This is a genomic window from Candidatus Eisenbacteria bacterium (genome assembly GCA_018831195.1).
GTDB lineage: Bacteria > Eisenbacteria > RBG-16-71-46 > CAIMUX01 > JAHJDP01 > JAHJDP01.
Genome location: JAHJDP010000121.1, coordinates 1 through 17,702 on the forward strand (window position 1 = coordinate 1; position 17,702 = coordinate 17,702).

Below are 17,702 nucleotides of genomic sequence, written 5' to 3' on the forward strand. Positions count from 1 at the left end.
AGCCCAACACCATTCGGCCAATTATAGTCGACCTGCCCATCTCCATGGCACTCACAGAAGTCTGAAAAATAGAATATGGAATCCCACCCCGTGCGAGTCGGTACCAGGGGTTAAGAATTGGGCGGGTGTATAAGATGCGGGCAGTAAGAGAACTGATCCTGCAACCCGCACACGGAGGCCCGTCCCCCATCTCTCCTGCAGCAAGGGAAATGTCAGTCAGTCAATTCTGACCTCCTATCATTGCTTTCGTGGCACACTATTCGGGACGGACAGCCGTCACTCCCATCCCAGGTCGTGTTCCTTGAGTAGGGTCGAGATTCTCCGACCGATCTCGGACTCGCTTGTTCCCATTTGCTTTAGCACTTCGATGTAGTTGGAGAGGGCGGTCCGAAAGTTGGGATGTTCGTGGCCCGTGCGCTCGGCGAAACGGATGAAGATGATCAGCTGACGTCTGCTGAGCGGCTCGGCCTCCCCCAGGCGGTTCGTGGCCTGAAGCAACTGCGCCAGGTTGTTGAGGGCCACGGCGACGTTCGGGTGTCCGGCCCCGAAACTCCTCTCCATGATCTCCACGACCCGGCGCATGAGCGGCTCGGCCTCCCCCAGGCGGTTCGTGGCCTGAAGCAACTGCGCCAGATTGTTGAGGTCTATGGCTACGTCCGGGTGCTCTGGGCCGAAGCTCTGCTCGTCGATGGCCAGCGCCCGGCGCTTGAGCGGCTCGGCCTCCACCAGGCGGTTCGTGTCCTGAAGCAACGAGGCCAGGTTGTTGAGGCGAATGGCGACTTTGGGGTGCTCTGGGCCGAAGCTCTGCTCGTCGATGGCCAGCGCCCGGCGCATGAGCGGCTCGGCCTCCCCCAGGCGGTTCGTGGCCTGAAGCAACTGCGCCAGGTTGTTGAGGGCTATGGCTACGTCCGGGTGCTCTGGGCCGAAGCTCTGCTCGTCGATGGCCAGCGCCCGGCGCATGAGCGGCTCGGCCTCTGAATGAAGCGCCTTGTGGAAGAGGAGAACGGCCAGTCGATTCATCAGCGTTGACGTCGGCTCCGAGATGGCAAGCTCGTCCGCCTGTCCCACAACTGCGGCGACGTGCGGGCGAAGCGGGTTCCACCGCGGCCAAGTGCGGACGTCTCCGGGAGAGTCCGGGGCGACATGGTCGAGCCACCGCAGTGCCAGCACGACCCACTCCCTTCGCTCGGCACCCGGCATTTGATTGCGAAGGACCTCCTGCATCACTCGATGAAGGCTGGTCGACTGCTCCTCTGCATCCCATCGAACCATGTTGTAGTCGGCAAGAGCAGTCAACGCACTCCGAGCCACCGGACTACGACGCTTCGGCTGCCTTTCCCCTGGACAAGGCAGTTTGACTGCGTCGCGCAAGATGGTCTCCGTGACATCGTCCTCTAAAAGGAACCGCGGAATCGGATCCGGCGCAAACCAGGCGAGCAGGCGCAGTAGGGCAACCTCGGTGACCCCCAGTTGCTCCATCGTCGTCTGCCAGGTCATGGCCACGCTGCGCGGGTACTTCATGAGTTGCGGGTCGTACCACTCCTGCACGGCTTGGTCGTGCGACCGCCAGGCGGCCAAGTACTCGCTCAGACTGCTGCGCTGGCGCGCGATGTACGCCCCAGCTTGCTCGAGGGCAAGCGCCAAACCGTCCAGCTCCCGCGCCAGCGCTTCGGCATCGGCGGGATCGCTCGGCAGCCTGCGACGGCCGCGTGCGGTTCGCTCGAGGAGGAACCGGGCCGCATCCTCCACAGCGAGCACATCAAGCTCCATCGGTTCGAAGGCTGCGCTCCACTGGGAACGACGACTTGTCACAAGAACGCTGCCCCCGGGAATACAGGAAAGCATCTCCTCGACGGCCTCGGCCCTCAGGACTGTCGACATTGTCCAGGATCAGCAGCCACCCTGGGTGCTCCTGCAGCCAGCGCAGGACGGCAGTTCTGCGGATATCCTCCTCGGGCGCGTCTCCTTCTGGAAGATCCAGCACGTCGGACCCTGCCAGAGCCGCCAGATTCCGCCGCAGGTTCTCCAGGGAGTCGGCCGTGACCATAAGAAGTGCGCTGTAGGAGTCCGCATACCTCCAGGCGTATTCCACAGCCAGTCGCGTCTTTCCGACACCGCCCAGCCCGTGGAGCGCTTTTCCCACGATGGCCAGGGCGCGACCCTGTTTCTCAGTCAGGAAGCTCTCGTGGAGCTTGGCCATCCAGTCATCCCGTCCTTTGAAGAGCGATCCCAGGGGAGGGTCGGGGAGTCGAACGGGTCGGTGCCGCACGGCCGGCGGAAGGACCTCCTGCAGGGCCGAGCGGAGAAGCTCGATGGTCAGCTCATCCCGTCCGTCAAAGTGGATCTCCGGATATCGTCCAAGCTTCTGCAATCGCTTGAGGTGCTCCTGCTGTTGTGCCTGCTGCTGCGCGTCGTGCACATATCCCTGATCCCGCGGGGCCACGGGCTTCGGATGGCAGATGAAGAGTTTCTTTCTATGGTAGACAGCGAGGTACGCTTCCCACTGTGTGTACGAGAGGACGGGGGGATCCGCATCCAGCACACCGCGTAGGGCGGGTAGCCTCTCCCCAAGATCCGTGTACCTGGCCTTGAGGTCGGCCACGGCCGGGGCACCGGCCACGCATCCCGTCGCGTCACCCGCGATGTGAATGACGGCGTCGCACATCTGGATGTAGTCATCGAGCTTTAGAAGCGTTGTCTGCCCAGACGCGATGAAGTCCTCCTGAACCTTCGCGGTCAGGTTGGGACGCTCGAGCGTCTTCCGAAAGGCGTCCCGGTACGAGCGAAACTCCGAGGTGACAGCTGACAGGAAGATCTGGACGTGCGGGCTCGCGTGTCGCTGATTCACGGTTCGAATGCCTCCGGTACAAAGGGCTTGTGGCGCCAACTGGACAATCACTCCCGACCCATCGCATTCTAGTGACTGTCTATTCCATGAATTCCATCCATCCTAAAATCCTCGGATCCTCCCCGACCAGACCCTTGTTTGAAACCCGGCAGGGTCGAGAACTGGCGCTGTTGTCCGTAGGACTCCCCTTGATGCAACGTTTCATGATCAATCTCCGCGGCACATGTGACGCCCCGATTTTCCATGATTCCAGCCCACACAGTCGCAGGTAGATGATAGCACTGAATGCGGCTCGCTGGAAGGTTCGGAATCGGTCGACGGCAGTGTACAGTGTCAGCGGTCGTTCAGGGACTGGATTCGCTCGGTATGGGTGGCTGACATGCAGCAGAATCGGTGGCCGGAAAGGACGGGAATACCTTTAAACTCGCGTCCACTGGCACGCCTATCGCCCTTCTGTCAGCATCCGCCCCCAACCCCTCTGGCCAGAGACAGCTGCGGGGAGGTTGGAGCGCAACGTTATCAGCATGATTGGCCTGGACTGATCACAATTCTCAAATTTGAAGAAAATACGCCGCTTGACAATTCTCGATTGGGTCAAATCCACGACTTCTGCCATAGGCCCCATAGCCACTACTGTTTCCATATTGAAAATTGGAAGCTGGGACAGGCGGCCTTTATCTACTCAGCTTCTCCGGAATCCTCAACACCTAGTAGAACAGCCACCCGGTCGAGCCAGTCAAGATCATCTTTGTCATATAGACTGAATAAACGGTGCCAATCATCGTCAGATTCTAGGGACTTCAGAAATGAGGCATACCCATCATCTTTCGGCGTTTTTTCTTCGTTGCTCATGGACATCCCCTCCACAGGGCCCATTAGTCATTCTAACCAATATTAGCACAAATTCTTAGAGATTTTCAAGGGTGTCGGATCATGAAACCCCACCCCATAGGAACTTGGTGCAGGGAAGTCCATCTGCCGAGGAGGCAAGCGAGCCGCGCCCACTCCCCAGGTACCAATTTGATCTCCAACGACCCTCCTGTCAAATAATTTGAATGCCCCTATAACACATTGCAAATCAACCAGTTATAATATGGGCACTCTGCTTCCCGTTTGGGGAATACACTGCTTTTTTGGCCGAACCCCTCCATTGCATGTCAAAGAGGGCTACATGCCCGGGTTTCATGGGATTCCGGACATTGAGTTAACGTCTGTATCAGGGGCTTCAACTCACTATTATCGGCCTTTGTTTGGAAAACCTTAGCCGGCAGAACTGGCATCTGAATCCCGTGTGAACATGCGGCCACTACTAAGGGCGCACCTGTCTCAGACCAACTCACTCTGAGTCCAATCTCCCCGACTAGGATCTTCGTATCCCGGCCATTGTCATCGAGCATCGATTCGAGGTACTGCGCCGCTAGGAGACGATAATCCATGGCAGCACCCTGAAGTGCCCACTCATTCAATATAACCACGGATGGGACGGGTTCAATTTCCGATAGAAGCCGTCTTACACCAGACAAACCAAGATGATTACTTAGCCCGGCTTCTAGCATCAAATCCGGAAAAGTAACCGAGCATACATTCGCAACTAAAATATCACAACCACCAAACGACTCCCAAATAGCGCGTCTGATCCCTGATCCAGCATCAGCAGAAAAGTACTCAGTATCAGATGTATAGCCAATCTTTACTTCATTCCCATCCTCAGATGTGAGTGTAATTAATAGCCCAGCAGAAATATCATCCCACCTAAAGCGGTGCTTCACCCTGATGGCTTCGACCCGCAAAACTGCTCCCCCTAATTCTCGCTCCCACATCTTTAGGTCACCTTCGCGCCCCAATTCCGATAGATAAGAAACCGCATTAACTCCTCCATATGATCTCGAGCATATTTGGCGTCGCATACAATCATCAACGGTTTTGCATTGGCCTAAGCCATTACATTCCTCGATCTGTCTTCTCAAATGTATGCGTGGATCCGGCTCGCTCTCGCACACGATCAGATCAATTCCCTTATCTGAGAATTTTCCATCCGCTCCAATATTCCTACTTCGTTCGTGACTCAATGCGAGTATTTGATCAAGGCTTGCATTATGATCCACGTGACTATGCGTTACAACTACAGCATCGATATCATCAAACTCGAATGGCGTAAAGAACCTTAGATTGCTAATATAGTCCACTCCAGGATCGATTACCAGACCGAATCCCCGAGCAGAGAGAAAGAGTCCTCCACCAAACAAGTTCTCCTCATACTTTGCCCCCTGGACAAGTGGATGGGCTGATGACCATCTTCGAACAACACACAGACAGTCGCGTTTTCCCAAAGGGTCTTTTGTTCTGTCCAGAATCAATGTACGAAGATCATTCCCATTGACGATAGGATCTTCGCTCATTGCCTTTAATAACTCCTGGACTCGCTTGTCATGAAATTTGCCATGCATTGAAGAGTCAAGTGGCTTCTGTACCATTTTGTATAATTTCGATAATCGATAATCCCTATTTTGAGATGATTCAAGATAGCTACGGGCCTTCAGCCAATGGTCCCTTGCGATCGATATTTCATTAGTGCCCCTAACTCCATCAATCGCATTTCGCGCTCCCTTAACCCTAAGTTTATCTATATTTTTATAGTACAATTTACCAATATTCTCAATCACCGTCTGCAATCGTGTACTCAAGTCAGCATAGGCAGCACAGCTGGTTAAGGACTCTAATGTGGTACTTGCCTCTTTAAGATGGCTAATTTCTCGGACGAAATAGCTATCGTTAATTAATCCAATTTTCATGTCCCCAGAATCAGCCTGGTTTGGCTCATTGGCTACTTCAATAGTCGCGGGATCTGAACGAATCGATTCAAGCCAACCGGAAGAGAAGAAGGCGAAGTAATCAGCAAGACCAATTGAATGTAGGATACGCCGAACATCCGTCAAGCAGCGTTTTTGATTCAGATGAGACATGGCTGGAAATGGTGATGATATTGTCGGAGGATTCCTTCTTAGAAGTGGTACCAGATTGGGTAGACATTGTCGAAAGAGATCAAGTGCCTCGTAGCCACGATCAGATCCTCGTGCTGCAGTCATCGTCAATGAAAGTAACACTGTAAACGAAAACAGGTCACCGGGGGCGGAGGCAATAAGTGCATCGCGAGCAAAAACAAAAGCATCTTCCCTAATTAGATGTCCAGCAACGATTGCATTCAAGTCCCTTTCTTCTCTTGTACCCTCAAGTAGAGAGGCTGCAATTTTTAACAGTTGCCCAGCCAATACAATTCGAGAATTTATCCCACTTGCATCTTTCTCCAATGTCTCGAGCATTTCGTCGAGAACTCTTCTATAACGCCTGACATCGATAATTTCACAGCATTTCTCACAACAAGAAAACTCATGGAACACTGACTTCTTGGCGACTTGCCCTTTATGGCTCCCTTCAGGCTCTTCGTTCATTGTCTGTCCCCGTTTGGATAAGAAGATCTCGTTTCTTCCAATGCGCATAGTCAAGAAGCTTGTAAAAGAAATGCACTCGGGCGTGGAAATATTTCCGTCGAGTTGCAGGATCCACTATGAATGTTCCTCCTCGCAAATCGACCAAAACCCTGGAGTGGTTCTTCTTCAGAATTGGTGCTCCATCTTTAGCTCTAGATATCCACTTGACATGATTTATTTCTTCATGTGCCCAAATTGTTTGACAATGATCAAGGATAAGTCTACGACAATAGTAAAAATCGATCAACGGACCGTGTGTATCGCTGCCGGGAATCGACTCCTTCTCCATTCCGGCAAGCGCCGACGACTTGGTTTTTAACCAATCGAGAAGAGGCTCACATTTAGCTTCCCTTAAAAGTAAAACAAGCGCAAGCGTTCTCTTGGCCAGAATTTTTAATGCACCCCAATCACCCATCAAATTCAATGATGAGTCATTTTCCTCACTAGAGAATATGGGAGAAAGAGATGAAAGCTTCATCTCACTTATCCATCTATTGATACTGGCAAGAGTAGTCCGCAAATCATATTCTCTAATCTCATCTGAAACAAGCATAAGGACAGAAAAGAAGCGAATGCAGATAATTAGCAGACTTTCACTGTTTTGTAACTCGAACTGGCCGCCGCGACAATGGTTAAGCCAGAAGTAGCATGAAAACATCGTTTTGTCATCAGAGCAGCAAAAGTAATAGGAATAAATGTCACAAATGACCTCGCCAAGTAAATACTGCGTGTCCTTTGCACGCTGGTGCCTAATTGCTAAGCGCGGAGCTACAGGAGGGCGTGAGGCTCCTAATTCGCTTTCTCTTTGCCAGAGACGCGTGCTAGCTAGGTTTAGGTCAATTAGTCCACGTACAGCCCATTCGTCTCTCAGCAACGAATGCGCAAGTTCATGACCAAACTGTAGCCATCCCTCGGGCTGCAATAGATCCAAGTGATTAAGGCGGATTATGGGCGATCTTAGTCCACTAAAACATTCGGGCGGATCGACTCCCTGTATAATGGGCAGGGCATATATATCCTTCATTTCCGATGCATGCAACATGGCATTGACAAAACCCGTGACTGCGCAAAGCAGATCCTGATAGGCACCTTTGAACTCAATTGACAACTCCGTAACATCTGCCGTTGCATATGTGCGTTCGTATGAGTTCTTCATCGAGTGCCCAACACGGTCAACAAACTTGCTAAGCCGCCTGCACAGGAAGCCGCGCTGTGATCGCGTTATATTCTCTGTCACTGCAGCAAAGCGAAGCAGTCGAAATGTCTCTCTAAACATTGGTATATAGTCTAGAAACAAATCAAAAAGAAGTGGGTCTTCAATACACATATCAAGCATTGATGTAAGATGAAGTATTTCAGTAATGACAGCCTTCGGAAACCCAAGATCCGCTTTTAGTAGTTTCTTTATCTCACTTTGGCGGTCAGAAAGCTTTAATAATTCTAAGGCACGATAAACCTCTCGGTGTACAAGTGGTCGTTGAATTTTCTTGATGCCAGCCCTTAAAAGAAGCTCAAGGGTAACGGGTGCCGCAAGCTCGGTAATTGAGTGATAGGTGTTATATTTTGGCAGTTTGCCTGGATTTGGATTGTCCAGCAGCCGTCTGTTCATCTTGCCATAAAGCTGCAGAAACTCTTGTGTACTATAGCATCCTAGGATTTGCCCAGTTGACAAATCCTTTCGCCCGAATGTTGCCCAATAAAGAAATGAATCTGGGTCGTCATCAAAGTGCAAACTTGAGGTTTCTTCAAGGACCCTTATGGTGTGTCCCGGTTTAGTTGTAATGGATGATGTTGCGGCAACCTTGTCATAGGATGGGGTTTGATTCTTCCTTGGAGAAGGGCTCTCTCTTTCGCTATTATAAGAGTTCCAGGTCTGGCCACAAATGGTCTGGGTAGTGGCAATCAAATGCCCCGTCATTAGATTCTCGGTGTCCCCATAAAAGGGCTCTATCGACTTGAAGTCTTGCTCAGTTGCCGACAATCCAAGATCATCAAATCGAGTTGATCTTACTAGCTCTATAAAGGTGGCAATCGAGGCGAATGACTTCGCATGAATTAAGAGGGTCAATTCATTCCAACCCAGAGATTCTAAAATCAGGACTCTCATGTCCTTGGTATTCATATCTCCGCAGCATTGGATAATACTTCCGATAGTGCGATATAAGAGTTTGTTCCCAAATGCGATGCGCAGCAGCGCATTAAGTTTGATTTGTAATATACCAATTAGCGGAAATGACGTATAAATTGGCGCCTCTGGGGAATAGAATTCCTTTGGATCCAAAATGAGCCTTGCATGGCCCGAGTGATCATCTCTTACTGTTAAATCTGGGATAGCGTGGACAAGCAATTGTTCAGCTGTAATACTATCACACTTTCCAAGATGCGAGGCGACCTCGAAATCATCGATTAGGGTGATCAGACCAACATCAAAGGGACCCCACAAGGAGAAGACATGCGCTCGGTAAAGCCAATCGGCAAGCCCCTCTTCATCTTGTCCCTCCTTTACCCGATGATATTTCGATATGGTATCTCTTAGCCGTAGATTGTAGTTATCTAGTATTCCGCCGCGTTCCGCAATTCTCTTGACTGCCTCCCGATCCCTTCCATGGCGAGTAGCGAAGAGGCTGACTAACAACCCATAGTCAACATGCTTACACTTACTTTCCCCAATTCCCAATCTCTTTGCCTCCCGATGCTTCAAGAACCTTGATGTCAGATCACTCCACCCAATCCCTTGAAATGTATTACCTAAATAGGCTATTGGGCAACCCCCAAAATATAGTCAAACACGACAGCAGAATGCAATATCAATCGCCCCTTGTCGGCCCCAGCTGATTCCCTTTTGCGCGGACGACATGAGACGAAAATCGTAGGATCTGGAAACGTCGCCGCCAAATTTCTCACACCGGGAATCCAACGATTCGCTCCTAATGAACTGCCTCCCATTCGTGCCAGGAAATAGGGTGGTGAACTCAGTTCCCCGCTCTTCTAATCTAATCTCGTCTTACTCAAGCACGCCAGGCCCATGTGATGGCCTAAAACCGCCTTAATTCCCTCGCAATATCGCTTGCAAGATTCATATACTTTGCAGTATTTGAGCCAGTTGATGCAAGCAAAAGCCGAGTCCAAAGCCAAATTTATGTCGGTTACTTCGTGTCCTTTCCCTCAGACGAAACGTGAATGCCTGAGGGTGATGGTATTTGTCTCGATACTATTGCAAAGCTAAGCGCGAGGAGACCAACGACGGCATTTTGTATTGACCAGAAACTGGACCAAAGTACAGCAGCAAACCTCATTAATTCCCCCTCTGTTGCCACCGGGATCGACCATTATACTACCCTTTCTCGCAGCCGTTCTAGCCCTCCGCACTTCCTTCTGGCACATAACGGTTATTCCTATAAATCTTGAGCCAACTGATTATAAATCCTTTCGATCTCGGTGGCATAATGCCTGGCAATATCCTCGTTATGCATAAAAAACACATTCTCATCGTTGTAGCGATTGGCATCATCCGTGTAGTTGAAGCTGCAACTAATCGCCACCTTCTTGTCAATCACCATCATCTTTGTGATGAAGCTTACCTGCCTTATCGAACCCTTGGACAACTGGCACCTTGTGCAGCTTCGCCCCCTTGGCAAGCAACGCTGGATGCGGTGAGTAGTCGTGGGCCGCCTGCGCCCTATCAAGAACCCCCAGAACCTCAACGCCTTTCTCCCTGGCCGCCAGCAAGGCATCATCAATCGTTGATGATCCCGAGGGGGTGAAGCTTGCAAAATGGTTTAATTTCGTCTTGCCTGTGGTCCAAAATAGACCTGAAAACCGTCGGCCTCAAAGTCCATAGCCCACCCCTTAGCAGCCCCGTAATGCAATATGTGCCATTACATCAACTGCCACACGCGTGGACATAGACTATTCTGGCAAAGCGAATTTCAGGTCAGGGAAGCAGAGAATATTGGGCCGCACCATACCACAATTCAAGCACCTGCGTCCCGGCCCAGAGGCATTGTAATCGAGTCATGCAGGGATTGTCAATTGGTTGCCACAATTATTTGTATCTGGAAAGAACTGGGGTACCAGTTGCCCGGCCCAGTGTAGAACGATCCCCCCCGCCGACCTCGACGGGTCCTGTGGTATCTCCGCTTCAATGTTAGGAGACGGGGAGATTATGGCATGGATTGAGGTGGATTTAAAAGGGTGCCCGATCTGATCCTGATGCCGTGCCCTCATCCGAGCCCGGTTTTTGTGAATCGGCGGAAGGAGAATCGGGGGATGGTGCTGGAGGCGTTGCGGGAGGTTGCTGAGAAGTTGGGCTGAGCGCCCCACCCTCCCTGGCCGCCCCTGCCGCAGGCGGGTTGGGGCCAGGAGCGAATCGGGCCCGTATGGGTGAGCGGCTTCTACCGGAATCAGTGGCCAGATTGGACGGGAATACGCAGGTCTACCGAGGATTTCCCTTGCGGTAGCCGGGGGATGTCTCGGCGACCTTTGGCAGTGGCTCAGCCCCCTGTGACACCGCAAATGCATCCGGCCAGCCGCCGTGCTTCTCGATGACAACGTCGATCTCCCTCATCAAGCGAATCGTTTCGGAAAGGGCGACTATAATCTTCTGGTAATGTATAATATCGTCTTTGGAAAGCGTACGACCCTTGCGGTCCTTGAGCCACTTATTGCAGACCTGGTAGCCGCCGATGTGGAAGTTCCACACCTCCTCGCGCACGCCCTTGAAGCCGGTGGTCTGTGCCCTATCCAGCCAAACGGTGTTCGTGGACCAGGACACCTTTTCGACCTCGGGTGCGTGCCCGCCGAGATACTCGGCAATCTGCCGGTCGAGCTTCGGAGATTCGAGCAGATGCAGAGCAACGAGTTCACCGCCAAGCCCCCCCAGCGCGCGGAAGAGTTCCTGACTACCTGTCAACGGCAATCGTGGAAACTCAGTCTTTAAAGACGCCGCGTAACGATGCCGGTAGCCGGGACTGTGAAACACTGCATAGGCGTAGTGCAATATGTCTTCCGGGGTGACCCCCTCCGGCAAGCCGTACTCGCCTTTCTGCCGGAGGTTCAACTTATCCGCGAGACGCCGCAGGAACTTCAGCGCAATGTTCGGCCTCCCAGTCCTGCTGCCCAGTGCAAGCTCTCCCTCAGCGTCGAAGAGATAGAGCGGGAAACCTGAAGCATTGTCGCGCGTGCTGACGACGCTCTTGTCCGCGAGCGTCGCAGACACCCAATGGCCATTTGTTGCCTCAGATCGATTCTTGCCGAGAGATATCAGAACTCTGTTTCTCCGGCTGCGCAGGACATTGGTTGAACTAACCGGCGCCATTTGCCAGACAAGCGTTGGGTGATAGAAAATCCAACGCCTATCGAAACAACGATATTCAATAGGCTTTATATGGGCCGATATATCATGGATTGCTGCTAGCTTTTCTCTTGCCGCATCAACGTTCCACCCTGTCTTCAACGTGATGCCGAAGTGTTCCGCCCACTTCTCGTTTGAGCCGCGAAAGGCCCTAACAGCCTTGACGTTTTCGAGAACAACAGCTTTGTCCAGATCCACAACCAAATGGTCTCGGTTGCTCGCGACGAGTGTTGAGAATCGCGGAAACACATCTGCGATGGTGAACTCGTGTTCGGTTGAGACCTTGTCGCAGCTCTCCCGATGCAGCCACCAGTCACCAGGCTTGGGCTGTGTCTCCTCCCAGCCAGAATCACTTAGCGCCAAGTCAGTGCTGAGAAGTCCGTATTTCTCTTCTCGCGTCCCGATTACCTCCCGGGAGAATGCCGGCTCCGCCGCTCCAGCCTTCGAGCGTCGTGCCACCGCGAAGGATATTGCAACTCCTTGCAGGATGTCGAAGACGTTCTCATCAGCAGCCAACCTCGCGACTCGCCGTGACTCCTCGCTGCTTCCCCAGAGGTCAAGCAGGTGTAGCTGACGAAAATGCGTCGCGAACCACTCTCTCAGTCCGACCAGAGATTCTGAGTCGAGAAACATCCGATTGGTGATCATTCCCAGCACGCCAGATCCCGGAGGGAATAGCCCGGTCGCCAACCCTAGGAATTTCACGTAGTCATCATTCAGGTTGCGCTCAAGTTGGAGGGCATTCCGAGCGCGAATCTTTTGGCCATTTGCATATCGGAACTTCTCGATGTGGGCTTTGGCCGCAGTGTTCAAGTTCATGCTGTATTGCGCATATGGTGGATTGCCAATGACCACGGTGAACCTGACGTAGCGTTTGACCTTGTTCACCGCTTCGGCTTCGTGTGCAAGCGCTGGGATCGCGAACTCGAATCGCCCCGAGAAGTCGTCTGCTGGCTCCAACGCATTCGTCAAGTAGACCCGCGCCCGCTCGTCGCTATCGAAGCGGTAGCGGGTCTCGTATAACTTGAGTCCAATCTTGAGGTGCGCAATGGCGTAGGGCGCCATCAGCAGTTCGTAGCCGTGCAGGCGGGTCAGTAGGTGCTTCGGTACGTACTCGTTCCATAGCGCGTCGATCTTCTTCTCGCCATGCCCTTGCGCCTTCCACTTGGCGACGAGCGTCTTGTGGATGAGGTCGATGGCCTCCACGAGGAAGGTGCCGGTGCCGGTGGCGGGGTCGAGGATCTGGATGAAGTCTTGGTCGGGTGAGACGCCGTCGGGGATTTTTAGATCCTTGTGGCGCTTCGCCATCTCACCCCAGGTGGCCGTGTCGGCGAGGCCATCCGCGAGGCCAAACTCGGTGCGCAACAGCTCGTCCACCGAGCGCACGATGTAGGAGACCACCGGGCGCGGCGTGTAGAAGACGCCGCGCTGCATCCGCTTCTTGGCGTCGTACTCCTTCAGGAATAGCTCGTAGAAATGGATGACCGGGTCTTCTTGCGGATTCTTGTCACCGAAGTCGAGGACGACGGCCTCCATGTTGGCATCGTCTAGCAGGTCGACTACCTCGGAGACTCCCAGCTCGTCAAAGTCAATGCCCGCACCGCCCGCCTTGCCGCGCCGCCCGCCCACCTTCAGAAAGGTTTCCATCAGCTCGCGCAGGAAGGGGTTGGTCCTCATATGGGCGGCGAAATCGTCGACCGTCTTCTTGTGCGGGTCGGCGATTCGCGCGGAGAGCAGGCCGTACGCGATCGTCTGAGCGTACATATCGGCGAAGCCGTCCGCGTCCAGGTCGTGAACGAGCGCCTCCTGAAACGCTTTCATGAGCTTCTTCAGCGAGCCGCGGTCGGTCTCGATGGCGAGGGCAGTCTTGATGCGGTCGCGGATGTCACCTGCCAACTTGGCCAGGCGAATAGAAAGTTCTTTCGAGGTAGCGACGACCTCACGGTGGCGGAGCGTGAAGGCGGCGCTCCACTGCTCACGCCAAACCTTGACGTCGTCCTCATTTTCAGGCCAAGCAAGCTTTTCGCACAGTTCCCGGGCGACGGCGTCGAGGTGCAGGTCTGTATCAAGGTTGTCCCAGCCGAGCACTTTGAGGGTCGGGAGATCATGGCCGACCCTTGCCTTCGAGAAGTGGGCGAAGGTGATTCGGCGTTCGCTACCCTCGCCGTAGTTTGAAATAAAGAGTAGGTCATCCGCAGCCCAAGCCCTGCGCTCCGCCTTGTTGGCAGAGGCGCGCTTTTTTTGTGCGACTTGGCTTAAGATGCGGCGTAGTGCGACGACAGGCAGCCTTTTGGGCTCGAACTTGATAAAGAAGATTCCCCAAGGCTGGTTTGGGGCCAGCGGGCGCAAACGTTTAATCTCCTGAATCTTGGCAGAATTCTTTTCATCGATACCCAATTCATCCGGCGTGAAATCGAAGAAGAGATCGTCAGCCTCCTCGAACGAGTCCCGGGCGATTGGCCAGCCCATTTCGTCACGCAAATATGCAATCAATTGATCAAAGCGTTTGATCTTCGCGAGTACAGCGCGGTGGTCAGTTGACATTGGCCTAGTCCTCGTTCATTTCCATCCAGCACTTGAGCATGGGTTTCACGCCAACGGGAGCATCCACTCGCTTGAGATAGGTGTTTTTGATGTGTTTGAGGACCTTGGAACGGATGCCTACGAGCGTTTCCTGCTCCATGGCGCATCGGCGCGGTGTATTTGTCTTAGAGCGGATGCTCTCGATAATCTCACCCGGTTCCTCAAGGATCATCTCGCGATTAAGGTCATAGAGATACCACCGAGTAGTCCCGGCTTCATCGGTGAACTCGTTCTTCTCCTTGTCGAGTGCTGGGAGCCCGTAACAGAGAAAGACGCCTTGCACGCCCCTCGTGAGTTTCTTGCGGCCACTGTAGATGGCACCGGGAAAGGCCCGCAGACGGGTCTCCAGCTCCGGATCGACCTGGAGCAACGCCTGGTATTCGAGGTGCATGTCCTCCACCGCGTTACGTGTGCCCTCATAGGTGTGGTTGAACTCCTTCAGCGCCTCAAAATCGTCTTCCGGCGTCAAAAGCTTTCTGCCCTCTATGCCGAGGGTCTTCGAGATCATCAGGGTCTTCCGAGTGACTGTAGCGTAAAGCGAGAGGATTCGGTTCAGCTCGTCGGGCGGCAGGAAGTTCCAGAAGCTGACTTTGCCACGGGAGTTCGCGACTTCCGGGTGGTCGGCGATAAGGCGCTTCTCGATCTCAGGGTTCATGCGCCGGTCCACGCGGCCGATGCGTTGCATCAAGCGTACGGGGTTCCAATGAATGTCGTAGTTGATCATTCTGGAAGCATCCTGGAGGTTCAACCCCTCGGACAGGACATCCGTGGAGATGAGAACGCGGGTCTCCGGGCGACCCTCTGCTGAAAGCTCGGCGGATGAGGTGCCATTATAGTAGGGTGCAAAACGCTGGATAACGTCTGCGCGGTTGGTCTTTGTGGCGCTGTCCACCTGAGCGACACCGTCAATGCCCGCGTCATCAAGCCAGCGTTTGAGGTAGCGGGCGGTGTCGGCGAACTCGGTGAAGATGAGTACCTTATGGCCGAGGAGTTCCTTCGAGTTGAGTTGACGGATCAGCTTTTGAAGCTTGTCGTCGTGGCGTGGCTCGAACTTCCGAGCTTCCTCTAGGAAATGGACGATCTGCCCGAGATCACGGAATGTCTCCGTCAACATCGCAGGGAGATCGTATTCTTTCCGATCAAGTCGTTCGACTGCGTCGAGCATTTCCTGGGGAACGAAATCGTCATCTTCCGATTCCTCGTCGCCCGTGCCCCAAAGCTCCAGTTGACGTCCAGCCGAGTAACCGAGGATCTCTCCGTTGTCTGTCTTCCAGCGCTCCAGTTTCTTCTTCTCAGTAGTGGTCTCGCTGTGAACCTCCACAAAAGCCAGCAACTTCTGCAGCAGGCGATCGCAGGAAAGCTCGAAGGCGGCGACCGAACTTTCAAAACGCTTGAGGAAGTTTGTTCGGATGAGACCGACGACCTGCTTTTGCCGGTTCTGCTCGAAGGGATCGATTTCTTGATCAGGCCCTTTGTACCAGTACAGGGGATAGTACATAGGCAGAGCAAAGAGCGGGTTCTTGCCAGCAAAGGCATTCTCGAACATGTCGAGCAGTCGACCATACGTTCGGCGGATCGAGTATGCGGCTACCTGGGGCGGCTTGCGCTCCGGAAATACAGCCGTCTTTGCGGATTCGCGGATCTGGCTTTCGCGGGCGTAGGCACGGCTTCTTTGAACCACGAGCTGACGGAAGATCTCGTCTGCGGCGAGAATTTCCTGCGCCTCATTAATATGCTCTGCGACATTGGTGATCTCATGGCTGACACGCCCGCGCAATATCTTCTCCATATTGTTGAAATGCGCGCGGAGGTTGTTCACACCAAGTGTACGAGCGAAGTAGGCTTCATCGCGCCGAGTGAAGAGTTCCGCCATATGCCGGAAATCGCTGAGGCGGTTGTTGATCGGCGTAGCGGTTAGCATGAACACAGTCTTCGGGCGCACGGCATTGTCCAAGAGATCGTAGAGCCGGTAGTAGCGCGAGGGTTCGATGCCATCTTCGGCATCGCCTTGTGAGCCCAGGTTGCGGAAATGATGCGCCTCATCGATCAAGACCACGTCGGCAAGTTCAGCGATGCGCTGAAAACGCTCCGGAAAATCGCCTTTGCGGTTCAAGTCGGTATGACTAAAGACGGCGAGGTTACTGAAGTCCGCGCTACCGCCGACACCCCCGATGTGTGGCAGCCACTCGTACAGGTGCGGTTCCCAAACACCCTCTTTGGTTGCTTTGGGAGCAAATAGGACCACCCGCTTCCCCTCGTGCAGGATGAGGCGCTCGATGAGCATCAGACCGACAAAAGTTTTGCCGAGACCAACTCCATCACAAAGGAAGGCCCCACCATGCTGGCGCGCGATCTTCATGAGCGCCCGGTAAGCTTCCTTCTGATATCGGTCGAGATGGCGAAACATCTTCGAGTGGGTTTCGTCCCATTCCGTGGCTGTCAATTCATGGCCGCGGAAGAACTCCTGCAAAGCCTTGGCGTAGACATCGAACGGTGTGTATTGGCGCGTATGGCGATCGATGGTTTCAATAACTGTTTCTGTCACCTCGGTCGCCTCATTCCAGTGGGTCTCAAACCACTCCTGGAGCTGGGCGACTTCCCGCGCACTCTGGATCTGGACGTTTAACTCGATGTTTTTCGTGAGGCCAGGTCGCGTGAAGTTGCTGGAGCCGACGAGGGCTTGCGAGCCGACCACCTCGAGTTTGGCGTGTGTGATGTAGGTTTTGGCGTGGAACTTGTCCTTGTCGTAGACGCGGCATTCGATCTGCCCGGAGCGAAGGGCCTCCAGGATCGCCGGCACGCCATGAAGGAACGGGTTAGACTCCTTGTCGGCCTCGACGCTTCCGTCGAGGATCTCCGCGGCGCGCGAGCGAACAGTCTCAAGAAGTGCCTTGCGCGTGCGCTGGGTCATCTCCGAACCCATCAAGATCCGGATCTTCTCAAGTCCTTGCCACTTCCCGTCCAAAGCCAGAAGAGCACCGATCTCGAAGAAACCGGTCGCGATGTCGAAAGCCTTGGCGATGCCCGACCATTCATCAAGATAGCGCAATCCCGTCCATCCGGAGACGCTGTTGTCGACGATGAAAAGGTCGCGGCCTTTGGATTCAACGGTCATCTTGATCTCCACGTTGAGCTGCAATTCTGGTCGGCTCGCCCAACATTGGTTTGAAGCCCGGGTCTGCCTGGCTCTACCCTGCCAACCCGGAATGATCCTATCTCATCTCCCCCCTGAGCGCCAGCGCCATGAAATGCGGGATCGAATGCTGCGGAGATACGTTGCAGTCAGTCCCACCGCCTTTCCGGTTGGAGATGTTGTCAGGTTCTATGGTAGCATTCTTCCGCATAGCTCCTCCCGCTGTCATCATCCTGGCAATATGCATTGGATCGATTATCAATATGGCCATGGAGCCTTTATTTTATCTTGTTGCTC

8 protein-coding genes are annotated in these 17,702 nt (G+C 53.6%); all 8 read right to left on the reverse strand.

Features of this window, described 5'->3' with window-relative positions; all coding sequences use genetic code 11:
* Positions 1-276 precede the first annotated feature (276 nt).
* Positions 277-1,770 carry a tetratricopeptide repeat protein gene (locus KJ970_21165; protein ID MBU2693436.1) on the reverse strand — a complete coding sequence of 498 codons (1,494 nt, stop codon included), beginning with the start codon at positions 1,768-1,770 and terminating at the stop codon, positions 277-279.
* Complete coding sequence (locus tag KJ970_21170; protein MBU2693437.1) at positions 1,760-2,848, reverse strand: DUF4062 domain-containing protein; 1,089 nt, start codon at positions 2,846-2,848, stop codon at positions 1,760-1,762. Before KJ970_21170 ends, KJ970_21165 begins: the two co-directional genes overlap by 11 nt.
* Before the next feature lie 678 nt (positions 2,849-3,526).
* Complete coding sequence (locus KJ970_21175; GenBank protein MBU2693438.1) at positions 3,527-3,700, reverse strand: hypothetical protein; 174 nt, start codon at positions 3,698-3,700, stop codon at positions 3,527-3,529.
* Positions 3,701-4,005: 305 nt separating this feature from the next.
* Positions 4,006-6,297, reverse strand: a complete 2,292-nt coding sequence (locus KJ970_21180) for an MBL fold metallo-hydrolase (GenBank protein ID MBU2693439.1) — start codon at positions 6,295-6,297, stop codon at positions 4,006-4,008.
* Positions 6,281-9,013 (reverse strand): hypothetical protein, encoded by a 2,733-nt coding sequence (locus KJ970_21185; protein ID MBU2693440.1) that lies wholly within the window; start codon positions 9,011-9,013, stop codon positions 6,281-6,283. Before KJ970_21185 ends, KJ970_21180 begins: the two co-directional genes overlap by 17 nt.
* A 718-nt stretch (positions 9,014-9,731) precedes the next feature.
* Positions 9,732-9,899, reverse strand: a complete 168-nt coding sequence (locus KJ970_21190; protein ID MBU2693441.1) for a hypothetical protein — start codon at positions 9,897-9,899, stop codon at positions 9,732-9,734.
* 872 nt (positions 9,900-10,771) lie between these two features.
* Entirely contained in the window at positions 10,772-14,233 is a 3,462-nt protein-coding gene (locus KJ970_21195; GenBank protein MBU2693442.1) for a hypothetical protein, read from the reverse strand.
* Between the two features lie 4 nt (positions 14,234-14,237).
* On the reverse strand, positions 14,238-17,387 hold the full coding sequence (locus KJ970_21200; protein MBU2693443.1) for a helicase: 3,150 nt from the start codon (positions 17,385-17,387) through the stop codon (positions 14,238-14,240).
* Positions 17,388-17,702 lie beyond the last annotated feature (315 nt).

What these genes read in the sequence shown, in the direction of transcription:
- KJ970_21195 (MBU2693442.1), bottom strand. Translation starts at nt 14,233, where the DNA reads ATGTCAACTGACCACCGCGCTGTACTCGCGAAGATCAAACGCTTTGAT.
- KJ970_21175 (MBU2693438.1), bottom strand. Translation starts at nt 3,700, where the DNA reads ATGAGCAACGAAGAAAAAACGCCGAAAGATGATGGGTATGCCTCATTT.
- KJ970_21165 (MBU2693436.1), bottom strand. Translation starts at nt 1,770, where the DNA reads ATGGAGCTTGATGTGCTCGCTGTGGAGGATGCGGCCCGGTTCCTCCTC.
- KJ970_21190 (MBU2693441.1), bottom strand. Translation starts at nt 9,899, where the DNA reads ATGATGGTGATTGACAAGAAGGTGGCGATTAGTTGCAGCTTCAACTAC.
- KJ970_21200 (MBU2693443.1), bottom strand. Translation starts at nt 17,387, where the DNA reads ATGACCGTTGAATCCAAAGGCCGCGACCTTTTCATCGTCGACAACAGC.
- KJ970_21180 (MBU2693439.1), bottom strand. Translation starts at nt 6,297, where the DNA reads ATGAACGAAGAGCCTGAAGGGAGCCATAAAGGGCAAGTCGCCAAGAAG.